This is a genomic window from Dyadobacter psychrotolerans (assembly GCF_004349265.1).
GTDB lineage: Bacteria > Bacteroidota > Bacteroidia > Cytophagales > Spirosomataceae > Dyadobacter > Dyadobacter psychrotolerans.
Map to the genome: position 1 here is coordinate 129,864 of NZ_SMFL01000001.1, position 13,522 is coordinate 143,385.

The 13,522-nt window shown below is 43.1% G+C and carries 11 protein-coding genes; 8 read left to right on the forward strand and 3 right to left on the reverse strand.

Annotated elements, in window-relative coordinates:
- The first annotated feature begins 7 nt into the window (after nt 1-7).
- The 5 genes from E0F88_RS00600 to E0F88_RS00620 all read left to right on the forward strand — a co-directional run bounded on the left by E0F88_RS00600 (nt 8) and on the right by E0F88_RS00620 (nt 8,114).
- The gene (locus tag E0F88_RS00600) at nt 8-3,235 is read left to right on the forward strand and encodes an error-prone DNA polymerase (protein ID WP_131955654.1); all 3,228 of its coding nucleotides are present in this window, start codon (nt 8-10) and stop codon (nt 3,233-3,235) included.
- Nucleotides 3,236-3,307: 72 nt separating this feature from the next.
- Nucleotides 3,308-3,787 carry a hypothetical protein gene (locus tag E0F88_RS00605; RefSeq protein WP_131955656.1) on the forward strand — a complete coding sequence of 160 codons (480 nt, stop codon included), beginning with the start codon at nt 3,308-3,310 and terminating at the stop codon, nt 3,785-3,787.
- A gap of 598 nt (nt 3,788-4,385) precedes the next feature.
- A complete protein-coding gene (locus tag E0F88_RS00610) occupies nt 4,386-5,918 on the forward strand; it encodes an alpha/beta hydrolase-fold protein (RefSeq protein ID WP_131955658.1) in 1,533 nt (510 codons plus the stop codon).
- A 304-nt stretch (nt 5,919-6,222) separates the two neighbouring features.
- Nucleotides 6,223-7,272, forward strand: a complete 1,050-nt coding sequence (locus E0F88_RS00615) for a transposase (RefSeq protein ID WP_131955660.1) — start codon at nt 6,223-6,225, stop codon at nt 7,270-7,272.
- 419 nt (nt 7,273-7,691) lie between these two features.
- Complete coding sequence (locus E0F88_RS00620; RefSeq protein WP_131955662.1) at nt 7,692-8,114, forward strand: response regulator; 423 nt, start codon at nt 7,692-7,694, stop codon at nt 8,112-8,114.
- Nucleotides 8,115-8,207: 93 nt separating this feature from the next.
- On the opposite strand, the gene E0F88_RS33550 is transcribed toward E0F88_RS00620, so the two are convergent.
- The 3 genes from E0F88_RS33550 to E0F88_RS00630 form a co-directional block, all read right to left on the reverse strand.
- Nucleotides 8,208-8,372: a hypothetical protein gene (locus E0F88_RS33550; RefSeq protein ID WP_165939968.1), complete on the reverse strand. Its 165-nt coding sequence runs from the start codon at nt 8,370-8,372 to the stop codon at nt 8,208-8,210.
- A 499-nt stretch (nt 8,373-8,871) separates the two neighbouring features.
- On the reverse strand, nt 8,872-10,116 hold the full coding sequence (locus E0F88_RS00625) for a cation:proton antiporter (protein WP_131955664.1): 1,245 nt from the start codon (nt 10,114-10,116) through the stop codon (nt 8,872-8,874).
- Between the two features lie 195 nt (nt 10,117-10,311).
- The gene (locus tag E0F88_RS00630; RefSeq protein ID WP_131955666.1) at nt 10,312-10,497 is read right to left on the reverse strand and encodes a hypothetical protein; all 186 of its coding nucleotides are present in this window, start codon (nt 10,495-10,497) and stop codon (nt 10,312-10,314) included.
- 176 nt (nt 10,498-10,673) lie between these two features.
- Here E0F88_RS00630 and E0F88_RS00635 point away from each other — a divergent pair, with 176 nt between their 5' ends.
- The 3 genes from E0F88_RS00635 to E0F88_RS00645 are packed head-to-tail and all read left to right on the forward strand — an operon-like array spanning nt 10,674 to nt 13,333.
- Nucleotides 10,674-11,039: a cupin domain-containing protein gene (locus tag E0F88_RS00635; RefSeq protein ID WP_131955668.1), complete on the forward strand. Its 366-nt coding sequence runs from the start codon at nt 10,674-10,676 to the stop codon at nt 11,037-11,039.
- 35 nt (nt 11,040-11,074) lie between these two features.
- On the forward strand, nt 11,075-12,112 hold the full coding sequence (gene adhP / locus E0F88_RS00640; protein WP_131955670.1) for an alcohol dehydrogenase AdhP: 1,038 nt from the start codon (nt 11,075-11,077) through the stop codon (nt 12,110-12,112).
- 24 nt (nt 12,113-12,136) lie between these two features.
- Nucleotides 12,137-13,333, forward strand: coding sequence for an acetate/propionate family kinase (locus E0F88_RS00645; protein WP_131955672.1), 1,197 nt, complete (start codon nt 12,137-12,139; stop codon nt 13,331-13,333).
- The last annotated feature ends 189 nt before the right edge of the window (nt 13,334-13,522 follow it).

Consider the following 13,522-nt stretch of genomic DNA (forward strand, 5'->3'; position numbering starts at 1 on the left):
ATTAGCCATGAATTATACAGAATTACAGGTTACGACCAATTTCAGTTTCCTCAGGGGCGGATCGCACCCCGAGGAAATCGTTGAGCAGGCAGTAGCGCTCGGCTATGAACAAATTGCCATTACCGACCACAATACGCTCTCAGGAATCGTAAGGGCACATTCAGCTGCCAAAGCAAAAAACATCCGCATCATCGCGGCCTGCCGGCTGAACCTGATTGATGGCCCCAGCCTTCTGGCCTATCCGACTGACAAGGATGCTTATGCCAGGCTTTCAGGCCTGCTATCGTTGGGAAACCTTCGGACTGAAAAGGGTAAATGTGATCTTTATAAGGCCGACGTTTATTCCCATGCGGAAGGGATGCTTTTCATCGTGCTGCCGCCGGCAAGTTTGAATGAAGCCTTTGAATTTGACCCCTCCTTTACCGTTCATCTTAAAGAGTACCGGCGCGTGCTGGGGGATGCGGTATTTCTGGGAGCAAACCGCTCTTATAGGGGTGATGATGGCAAAATGCTGTTTCGTCTTGACCAGCTCGCAGCCCGCCTTGATATTCCTATGGTCGCCACCAATGATGTGCATTACCACCATCCAGCCCGAAGACAGCTTCAGGATATTGTTACCTGTATCCGCGAGAAATGTACGATCTACAATGCCGGCTTCCGACTGCATCAAAATGCGGAGCGGTACCTGAAATCAAAAAAGGAAATGGCCCGGCTTTTCCGCCACTACCCGGATGCGATCCTTCGCAGTGAGCAAATCGCTCAGGCTTGCCAGTTCTCTTTGGATTCTCTTCAATATGTCTATCCGGAGGAGATCACCAGTGAAGGCCGCACGCCGCTTGAAGAGCTGACCTTTTTAGCCTGGAAAGGAGCGCATGAGTTTTATGGTGAGACCTTGCCAGAAAAGATAAGCTCCGCCATTAAATACGAGCTGATATTCATTGAAGAAATGCAATACGCTGCCTACTTTCTGACTGTTTATGATATCGTACGCTTTGCGCGTGATCAGGGAATTTTATGTCAGGGCCGGGGCTCAGCTGCCAATTCCACTATCTGTTTCTGTCTGGGTATTACCTCGGTAGATCCGACCAAATTCGATCTTCTTTTTGAGCGTTTTATCTCTTCGGCCCGCAATGAGCCGCCTGATATCGATGTCGATTTTGAGCATGAAAGGCGCGAGGAGGTTATACAATATATTTACCGTAAGTACGGCCGTGACCGCTCTGCGATTGTCGCTACGGTCACCCAGCTACACCAGAAAGGCGCCATCCGCGATGTGGCCAAGGCAATGGGATTATCTGTTGATGCGATTAACCGTCTTTCAAGCTCGATCTGGGAATTTACCGATGAGTGGTTTGAGGGCAAAAGAATCAGCGAGCATGGCTTTAATCCTGACGATGAACATCTTTGTAAGGTACTGGATCTGACCCAACAGTTTATGGGTTTTCCCAGGCAGTTGGGACAACACACGGGTGGCTTTGTGATCACCCAGGGCAAGATCACCGATTTATGCCCGATCATAAATGCGCGCATGGCAGACCGCACCAACATCGAGTGGAACAAGGATGACATCGACGCGCTGGGCTTTTTAAAAATTGATATTCTTGCGCTCGGAATGCTTACCTGCATTAGAAAAGCGTTTGATCTGGCCAAGGCGCATTATGGTCTCAACCTTACCCTGGCCAATATACCACAGGACGATCCGGTCGTCTATGATATGATCTGCCACGCTGATACAGTGGGTGTTTTTCAGATCGAAAGCCGCGCGCAGATGTCGATGCTGCCACGGCTGAAACCAAGATGTTTTTATGATCTGGTCATCGAAGTAGCCATCGTTCGCCCAGGCCCCATTCAAGGCGATATGGTTCATCCATATCTCAGGCGGCGAAATGGCGAAGAACCTGTTGAATATCCTTCAAAAGAGCTCGAAGACATTTTGGGCCGTACGCTGGGTGTACCCCTTTTCCAGGAGCAGGCTATGAAAATTGCCATTGTGGCAGCTGGTTTTACTCCTGCCGAAGCAGATGGATTGCGGCGCAGTATGGCCACCTTTAAAGCAAAAGGCCTTGTTAGCCAGTATGAGAAAAAACTCGTTGATGGTATGATAGCAAAAGGATATACCGAAGAGTTCGCCCGGCGCGTCTTTAAGCAGCTGGAAGGCTTTGGCAGTTATGGTTTTCCCGAAAGTCATGCTGCCAGTTTTGCCCTATTGGTTTATGTTTCCAGCTGGATCAAATGTTACTACCCCGAAATCTTTGCTGCTGCTTTGCTCAACAGTATGCCAATGGGCTTTTATCAGCCCGCTCAGATTGTTATTGATGCAAAAAAACATGCTGTAAAGGTACGGCCTGTGGATGTAAATCTTTCGCAGTGGGATAATATTTTGGAGGAAAAATCAGGTAAATACCACGCAATCCGTCTGGGCTTCCGGCAGGTTAAAGGACTTAGGGAGATGGATATGTGGGTACTTCTTAATGGCAGGATCAGCCCCTACAACAGCATACACGCCATCCGTGATGCGGGAGTAGGTCAGGCCGCACTGGAACGACTCGCTGACGCGGATGCTTTCCGGTCAATGTCTTTGGACCGCCGCCAGGCCATGTGGGAAGCGTCCGCCTTGGCGGATCGCCCCATGGGTCTTTTTACAGGTCAGGACTCACAAAGCCAGTTTGAGCCCAAAGTCGACCTTCCAAAAATGACCGCCTCTGAGCACGTCGTGCAGGATTATGCATCTACCTCTCTATCCTTAAAAGCACACCCCGTCAGCTTTGTTCGGCCCGAGCTGGAATTGCAATATGCCGTACCTACCGGAAATTTAGGCAACTATAAAGACGGAATGATTATCCGCGTGGCGGGTCTGGTACTCGTCCGTCAGCGGCCTGGCACAGCAGGCGGTGTGTGTTTTATAACCATTGAAGACGAAACAGGCTTTGCCAATTTGGTCGTCTTTCAAAGCCTGTTTGAAAAATACCGAAAGGAAATCCTTCGGTCACCCCTTCTAATGGTTGAAGGCAAGCTACAAAGGGAAGGTGAAGTTACGCATGTTATCGTCCGGCACTGTTATGACATGTCACACCTGCTGCGAAACATGCACCAGGTTAAGACCGATCCGCCCGTTCAGACGTTATCACGCGCAGATGAAAAAGATGAATATGCCTCCCAGATGATCAACAAAAAAACACAGGTCCGAAAAGTCGTGCAAACCGAAATATTTCCGACCGGCAGGAATTTTAAGTGATTGAATAAACTTCGTTTCTCTTGCTAGCTGGAAATGCATTCTGAATATTGATTTAATCCAATAATTAATTATATGTCTGTTCCTTATAACCCATTCGAGCTATTGACGCTTCCGCTGCTTAAAAACTTCCAGCGGAGCAAACAGCACCTTCTCATTATTCAGCGCTTTAGCTGGCCGGGCGTGCCAGCTGGTAGCGGTTTTATGATTACACCCTACATGTCAGAAAACCTGGCCAGGCAACATGCCGATACACTGGAAATTAAAGAGGGCAGACTGGTGAATTTATATCTTGAAATGGATAAGGTTATCATTTTGCTGAACAGCTCTAAATATCTGCTTTTTGTCAATTCATTTCGCGAAATGCGATGGAGCGCCAGAGTTCTAAGTCATTATCAAAAAAATGTAATGGCATACTTGACGGCGAATGGTTTTCCCGGCCCACAGGACCAGATCGAAATAGAGCTGACATTACAATGGGGTAAACTCGAAGCCATAATTCGCTATGGCGAATCAAAGCAGACATTTTACATCTACGAAATGATAACTTACTAATAAGGGTGAATTCATCATTCGCCGCAACTTGAAATTAAAAGTTACAAATCCATGGTAAGATTCCATTCAAACCAAATCGGCATAATCTTATGCTAAAGTGACGAGTCTATCAAATGATGTATAAGCTGGACAATACAGACTTATCAATAATTTTGACACCTGCCATTTACTTAACATAAAAATAAGTTATGTAACCAAGGGAGTGAAATACTATCAAATAAGAAAAGAGGCTTATTTGATCTAAATGGCCGTTTTTGTATTAGAAGATAAGATGATTGTAGCCCATCAAATGTAACGTACTGTTAAGAACACTTACATATATAAGAAATTGTATATCTCTAAATAGTCATAAAATAAGATGGCAAGTAAGAATGTGGTCTCATTATGCAATTGTTGGTAGATATTCTAGGGTTTTACATGGTTTCTGATATGCGTCAGCAGAATATTGAGCATCTGGGCCAGGTGCGTACATGGTGAGAGGGTTTTTAAAGAGAAGGCAATAGCATTTTGCCCCCAAGCTGTTTGCAACATTTAACGATAACCCACGTATGCTATTAATAAACAGTTTTCTGTTTTGTTACTTGATCATTTTAGGGTTATGCTCACGCGTTTAATGGTATTGATATTTATTCTCTGCAACAGTTTCTCTGTTCGTTCACAAATCATACTGAAAGGAAATATTCACGATGCCAAAAGCAACAGCCCGCTAGCGTACGTTAACATAGGTATCAATAAAAAGAACATTGGCACAACTTCAATGGAGAATGGCTGGTTTTCTTTAAAAATCCCTGCTGAGAACCTTATGGACACTCTCCGTTTTTCGCTGGTTGGCTATGAGCAGCTGGATGTAGCCATCAACGCGCTTTCCCCTGATAGAACAGTAGAAATAAAACTTGATGAAAAAGCAGCCTGGTTGAAGGAGCTTAAAATTCTTGGAAGCAAGCCCGTAGAGAAAAGTTATGGTATAAAAAAACGAGGCGGTCCTATTCATTTTACAGACGGAATGTTTTCGCAAAATGACATCTTTGAGATTGGACAGTTGATTAAACTGGGAAGCGGACCCGCTCAGATTACGTCAGCAAACTTGTATGTTGACAGCGACACCGAAGATAGCGCAAGTTTCAGAATCAATTTCTACCGGTATGACATGGACAAACCATCCAGCCGGATCGTTGAAAAAAGTTTACTGCAAAAGCACCTGGTAAAAAAAGGCTGGCTCCGTTTTGATTTAACGTATGCTGGAATTGTATTGAATGGGGATTTCATCGTGGCCATAGAATGCCTTCCGAATCCTGAAAAATCGGGTAAATCTTTTACCTATGAAATAAAGCTGGGAGGATCAAGTAAAAGCTTTTACAGAAGAAACAGTCAGGGGCAATGGAATACACCTCCACATCATTATTGTCTTTTTATTACAGCACTCGTCGATAAGGATACACCTGAGCAGATTGAAGATCAGCAAACCGGACCAACCTTCAAGATATACTCAGCGGCTGTAAAGGATACCTTTAATGTGTTTGTCAGGCTGTCTGAAAAGTATGAACACGGCTCCTCTGAGAAATACCCGGTGGTATACCATTTGGATGGCAACGCCTACTTTGAACATGTAAGCGCTTCTACTAAGAAACTCAGCTGGAAAAAATCTTTCAGAGAGCCCATTATCATAGGTATCGGTTACCGGGATGCTTATCTGATGGATTCATTAAGGAACAGGGATTATACATATCCAAAGGCATCTGCCGCGGATAGTTTTGCAATCAGCGGAGGTGGTAAGAACTTTTACAGCTTTCTGCGTCATGAACTGATCCCGCACGTAGAACACACATACAGGGCTGACAGCACAAACCGTACCCTGATGGGACATTCACTTGGAGGATATTTTACACTATATGCCCTGTTTGAAGGTCTAAGCAAGGGTCTTGTTTTTAACCAATATGTTTCTGCAAGCCCATCGATCCATTATTATAATGACTATATTATTAACGAGCTTAAAGCTGTTTTGCCCAAAAAGGATCTGGATCTAAGACTCTTTCTGAAAATGGGAGAAATGGAGATTTCAAGAAACCGTTTTTATCAGTTCATTGACCTACTTGAAACTGCCCGTTCAACCATTTCAGATAGTACAGTTTAACGTGCCAGTTTGCAATATACAGTAATTTGTTTTGGCGTACCACTCCTATGTTTACGAAGCTAACTCAGTCGGAAGGATAAAAGTTAGATTTGTAATATAAAGTGATAAAGGGATGAGAGCAGATGTACCACTTAATAACTCATGAAGTATATTGGAGATTAGAAACTGCCTCATCCTTTGTTATCTTTTCGAGTCTGAACAGAATGTAAGGAATTGAGATTTGCTCAAGATCCAGAATATCCAACCAGGAGACAAGACGAACCGGGAGATTCATCACTTTATGCTAACAATTAACATTAGTACGATGAGGGCTTTAAAACAAGTATTGGGAGTAGATGTTGCCCAAAAGGAATTAGTAGTGACGCTGGGCCGGTTACTGGACGATTTAAGCATCGAGCTGTATGCCTACAAAATTTTCAGTAACACGGAGAAGGGTTTTTCTTCATTGCTGGCATGGGCTAAAAAGTTGGCAGATCCTGATATAGAACTTCGGTTTGTTATGGAAGCCACGGGGGTATATCATCAGAAGTTCGCTTACTTCCTGGATGATCAAGGCTGCACTTTAAGTATTGTTTTACCAAACAAGATCAGCAACTATATCAGAACTTTGGAAGCGAAGACCATTACAGATAAAAGCTGTTCTGAGGCCATAGCCAGGTTCGGGTTGGAGCGAAAGTTGGATAGCTGGAAGCGCCCCAAAAGCAATTACAAATATCTTCAACAGCTTACAAGAGAGCGCGATCAAATAGTTTCAGAGCGCTCGATAGTAAAAAACCAGCTGCATGCAGAAAGTCAGGAAGCAGAACCGCATGAGCGGAGTTTAGAGCGTCTCAAGGAGCGGATTAGGTTTCTTAACAGGCAAGAACAGGAAATCAAGGAAGATATACACCAGCTTGTCAATCAAGATACCGAGCTTAAAAAAGAGATAGAGATTATCAGCAGTATTCCAGGAGTCGGTCAGTTGACAGCTATTATCATTTTGGCAGAAACAAACGGTTTTGAATTGATAAGAAATAAGAAACAACTTTCAAGTTATGCCGGCTTTGACGTAAAAGAAAAACAATCCGGCACATCGGTAAAAGGCAAGCCAAGGATATCGAAAAAAGGAAACCGAAGCCTCAGGAAAGCCATGTATTTCCCTGCAATGACCGCAGTGAAATACGATGACAACTTTAAAAATATGTATGTGAGGATCGTCAGTAAACAGGGTATCAAAATGAAAGCTTTGATAGCAGCCCAAAGGAAATTGCTGGAACTGGCATATATACTATATAAGTCTAAAACTAGCTATGACAAATCACACGAAACACAAAGGGCAGGACAAAAAAATAGCATGTCAGCACAAAGTGTATAACATGCTATACTGGCTGGCTCTGGGCCGCCTTCAAAAACAAAGATATAAAAAATTGAAATTTTAATAGGTTATCAACACAGAATCTAATCTGTAATTTGAAAGTACCAGATTTGGCTCAAATCAGAGCTAAGAGGGAAGGAAAACCAAGGGAGGCAAGAGTACAGAAATACCACCGAATAAATTTCACACAAATCTTTATAGATAGGATTGATATCTCGAGGTTAGATGCACAACAGCGGAAGCAAGTGTGTGATATTTATTAAATTCAATAAGACACTCCAACTTTTGTCCGGCTGGCGTGTAGTCAATCCTGATCCGCTTATTTTTATATAGTAAGAAGTGCTTCACTAGCATCGACGAAGTTGTATTCTCACCTATTTATTGCAATTTGCATCTATTAAAGTAAAAATTGAGTTGGAATGAACAAGAGTAGAGAAATCATCATCATTGAAGATGATGAAGACGATCGGTACCTTTTGGAAGAAGTCTTTAACACCTTGCAATATCCAAACAAAAGGATCTACTTTCCCGACGGGTTGGCCGCACTGGAATACCTGCAGGGACCTTCCACAGCACCATTTATAATAATTTCCGACATAAACATGCCTATGATGGACGGTTTAGAGCTAAAAGACAAACTGTGCACAGATGCGAAGCTTAATCTCAAATGTATTCCATACCTGTTTTTCTCAACTGCCATTAGCCAAAAAATGGTTATTGACGCTTACAGTACATCCGCACAGGGCTTTTTTGTAAAGCAAAATTCCTTTGACCAATTGCTGGATACAATAAGGGTTATTGTAGAGTATTGGAAAAAATGCGCAGCTCCGAACAATTTTTAAGATTCACCTTGACAAGGATTGCTATTGACTATTGAATTCCCTTCCCCGTTTCATTTTATAGTGATGACTATCTTACCGCCCGTTTTTTTGGCATCATGCAACAAGCAGTTTTTGGAGTTGGCTGGTCAAGACGGATAAGGATGCGGATTTTTCCATGAACTTATCTACACCGATTGCTTTAAGCTCGCCTAACCGATGCTCTGGAATTACCCCTGAATAAATAATAATACCTGGGTGATCGAATTCGTCGAGTTTCATAAGTTCTTGTAAGCACTCATCCCCACTTGTCCCCGGAAGGTTCATAATCTACAAATACATAACCAGGGGCATCCACATTTGGTTTTTTAAAATGCTGGATTGCCTGCTGGCAGGTAGAAAAAAATAAGCATTTGAAGGCTCCTGGAATTTCTCCTAGTGCGATAGTAAAATTTCATGCTCTTCACTGTCATCGTCGATGATACCAGTAGATTTTTATCCTTCATATTTTATCCTAAATACTTGATTTCAATTGTCAGCCTATAATAAATATGATGCCTGCAAAAGCTGGGTAGTAAATAAAAAATGGGGTTGTACTCTAATGATGGCAAGCTGCAACTTGGATTTGACCAGTATTTCATTAAGTCGCTGGCATTTCATTTTGTCTTTTAGAAATTCCGGAGTGTAGGGTATTGAGAAGTACTTGAAAACGTCCCAGCGAAATATGAAAGCTGGTGGTTATCATTGATAAGAAATATTTGGGAGCCCATTAAAGTTATCTCTATTTGGTGTGCTTAGCTAATTTTTTGATTAACGGACCAATTGTAAGCCCTTGCCCGATAATAGAAAAAAGTACAATCACAAAAGTGACAGAAACAATAACTTCTTTATACGGAGTTGACGGAAGCGACAGCGCTAGTGCTATTGATATTCCACCCCGCAGACCACCCCAAGCCATTATTTTCAAAGTCCCTGGTCCAAGTTGGTTGATAAACCCAAAGGCGGTTGCCGTAGCATATAGCACTCCAAATCGAACCAGGATAATGATTATGGCGGTGAGCAGCCCGATGATCACAAAGCTTACCTCAAATGTAACAACAACAATCTCCAATCCGATCAGCAGGAACAGGATCGCATTTAGGATCTCGTCAGTAACCTCCCAGAACTTGCTCAGATAATCCCTGGTTATATCGCTCATGGCATGGGCCTTTCCCCTGTTGCCAGTCATAATCCCAGCCACGACCATCGCCAGCGGGCCGGATACATGCAGAAAATGGCAAAGTGAATATCCTCCCATGACCATCGCCAGGGAAATCAAAATTTCTGTCTGGAAATGATCGATCGATTTCATTAGCTGGTAACCAATAAAACCGATAAGGCCACCTGTTACAATTCCACCAACTGCCTCCTGAAGAAACAATAGTCCAATTTGTACAGCACCAAAATTCTCGATGCCTACCGAAGCGATTTGAACTAATGTGGCAAATATTACCACACCAATACCATCGTTAAAAAGCGATTCGCCGACAATATTGGTCTCAACAGTTTTGGATAATTTCGCTTTTGTGAGAATACCCATCACTGCGATTGGGTCGGTGGGAGCAATCAGTGCGCCCAAGAGTAAACAGAAAATCAGAGGTATATCAATTTCGAAAAGCAGGGTAATGTAATGAAACCCGTATCCAACTATGAATGTAGAAAGTATGGTTCCGATCACGGCAAAGCTGGTAATAGTTTTCGCAGACTTTTTCAGATCGGGAAGGTACATATGCAGCGAACCTGCGAACAGAAGGAAGCTCAACAGGATCCCCAGGATAAATTCGGAAAAATCGATCAGCACCAGCTCTTTTACTACCACGGCCGAAAAGCGGCTCGAAATCTGGCCTAATTCGATTACTGCAAGAGCAACAATGGTACCCATTAGCATCAGACTTATCCCAGATGGCAGTTTAAAAAAGCGGACATTGATGTAGGAGAAAAGTGCCGAAAGCGAAATTAGGATCGAGAAGAGTACGAATAATTCCATGGATATAATGATCTGTATTTTGTTTGTGGTCTATTTAATATGTGCATTAACCAGCTGCATTATTAAGGTTTGCCTCTGGTAAGCAAAGCCAATGCCGCGTTGCTCGAAAGCCTAAAAAGGTCCTTATAATCGATTGCTGCCTATCTATATATAAGTATAATCCGCATCCTGCACATAATACACTACTTCAAAAATTTAAGCTGAAATCATCTTATCCTGAGAAATGAGCGCGATCAAAGGTAATGTATGTTTTTGACTGTACAATTTGTCTAATAATATCAGGAACTTCGGAAAGCCGCTTATGGGAAGTCTGGCGGAAACGTTATTGACAACTGCTTTCTCACCATCACCAGAACCAATTTTGGCTGCGAGGTATCTCATGTCTTTCTGATAAGAGTAGTGAGCATGTTCTATCCCACAAAATAGTAAGATGTCTCTGATCTGTGATTGATGCAACTTGAAAGAGAACATCTGTAACAATTGGTGGTATAAATAGCACCACCTTTGGCTCTTGCTTGCCGGTAATCATCAGCAAAAATCATTAATAGATTCTTAATATGAGCAGCAAAGACAGAAATCAAAAGGAAGAAGAGACCGAAATGGAGAAATCAAAAGCGCACATCATCGTTGAAATCATAGAATATGTTCCAAACGCCGTGTTAAGCAGAACTATTATAAGAAAGACAACCGGTAACATCACCGTCTCTTCCTTCGACACAGGAGAAGAACTGGCGGAGAAATCATCGGCGTTTGATACCTATATCCAGATCATTGATGGATCTGCCGAAATTGTGATTGATGGCACAAAGCACAAACTAGAATTAGGTCAGGGTATTATCATTCCTGCCCATGCACGAAATTCCTTTTGCGCCAAAGAGCAGTTCAAAATGATCTCCACGGTGATCAAAAGTGGTTATGAGTGATTTAAATATGTCCCATCTACAAAAATGCCAGTGATATGTTACCAAAAACAATGAGAGCCGCAGTTGTTCGCGAATTCGGCCAACCGCTCACGATTGAGGAAATGCCTGTTAAAGAACCTGGCAGGAATCAAATCCTTGTCAAAGTCATTGCAAGCGGAGTTTGCCATACAGATCTGCACGCCGCTGATGGCGACTGGCCCGTAAAACCAAAAATGCCGCTCATTCCAGGTCATGAAGGAATTGGTTATGTGGTGGCACTCGGCCCGGAAGTGACTGGTGTCAAGGAAGGAGATATTGTTGGCGTGCCCTGGTTGTATAGCGCATGTGGGTGCTGCGAGTTCTGTATCACCGGCTGGGAGACCTTATGTGAAACCCAGCAAAATGGCGGATATAGCATAGATGGCAGCTATGCGGAATATGTTATAGCGGACGCCAGGTATGTTGCGCATTTACCAGACCATACCAATATGATCGAAATGGCCCCAATACTTTGTGCCGGCGTGACTGTTTATAAGGGAATTAAAGAAACCGAAACCAAGGCCGGAGAATGGATTGCGATATCAGGAATTGGCGGTCTGGGACATTTGGCAGTACAATATGCAAAAGCTATGGGAATGCATGTAGCTGCCATCGACATTAGTAAAGACAAGCTTGATCTGGCAAAAAGCCTGGGTGCAGATATAACTGTAAATGCGCTTGAAGAAGATCCTGGCGAATTTTTGAACCGACAAACCGGTGGTATGCACGGTGTGCTGGTAACGGCTGTATCGCCAATTGCATTTAAGCAAGGCATTTCTGCTTTGCGTAGAAAAGGTACAATTGCTTTGAATGGTCTGCCCGCGGGAAGTTTCGACCTGCCTATTTTTGAAACTGTATTGAACCGGTACACCGTGAGAGGATCTATCGTCGGGACTAGAAAAGATCTTGCAGAATCTATCCAGTTTGCTCTGGAAGGTAAAGTGAAAGCAACAGTTCACACTGCCAAATTGGAAAATATCAATTCTGTGTTTGATCAAATGAGAGCCGGAACAATTGAAGGCAGGGTGGTTATGGAAATTGGAACAGTCTTATAATTTGGATTAATAGAAACGGACTTAATGAGTGCGGAAAAATCAATACTTACTATCAATGGAGGATCATCCAGCATCCGGTTCGCCTTTTATCAGCTCGAGCCAGCATTCGCATTGCTGCTTAGCGGAAAGCTTGAAAATATTGGAAACAAAAACGCCATACCTGTATTCACTGACAACACCTCTGATAAACCGGAACTTGTTAACATCCAGCAGAATACCTATGAGTATGCCGCCAACTTTTTGATCGAATGGCTGGAACAACGCCCGGAGTTTTCTAAAATATCTGGTATTGGCCATAGGATCGTTCAAGGTATGCAACATACTGATCCACAAGAAATAACACCTGAATTAATTAGCTACCTAAAAGAGATCAGGCTTTACGACCCAGAGCATTTACCTGAAGAAATCAAGCTGATCGAATTATTCAGTAAACGACATCCGCCTTTAAAGCAGATCGCCTGTTTTGATACATCGTTTCATGCTAAAATGCCTACCGTTGCGAAACGGTTACCAATTCCACGCCGATTTAGTGAAAAAAAAATTCGACGCTATGGTTTTCATGGCCTTTCGTATGCATACCTGATGCAGGAGCTTGAACGGCAGGCAGGAAAAGAAGCTGCAAATGGAAAAATCATATTGGCCCATCTTGGCAGCGGCGCAAGTCTGGCAGCGGTGAAGCACGGTAAAAGCGTTGAAACCAGTATGGGCTTCACACCTGCCTCGGGCGTGCTGATGGGAACTCGAAGCGGGGATATCGATCCTGGTGTGGCCTGGTATATGATGCAGTTTGAAAAACTCAGTCCCAAGCAGTTCAATCATCTGGTCAATCACGAATCCGGACTTTTGGGCATCTCAGACACCAGTTCGGATATGCGTGAGTTGTTAAAGATAGAAAAGGCAGACGTCCGGGCCGCCGAAGCCATAGAACTGTTTTGTTATCAGATAAAAAAATCAATCGGATCATTTGCGGCTGTGCTTGGTGGAATCGATACGCTTATTTTTTCGGGCGGGATCGGCGAAAATATCCCGCAGATCCGCAGCCGAATTTGTCAGAACCTTGGCTTTTTAGGAATTGAACTCGATGAAAAACAAAATCAGGCAAATGCTTCGATTATTTCGACGGATTCCGGAAAAGTGCATATACGGGTGATTGCGACCAACGAAGAATTAATGATTGCCAGGCTCATCAGCCAGGTTTTGGATAACATAATTAAAAATTGAGACTTATTGAAATTGGTGATTCGGTCTTAAAGTGAAACTTATCTACAAATTTACCATATAAAATAAATGCATCTGACAGGCGAAACACCGTCATTATCCAAAAACAAGTTGAAACCGAAATCTTTCAGGAACTCTGATTACTAGCGGCAGCAAAATTTCTGAATCACTGCAATTGGTGCCAAATAAGCC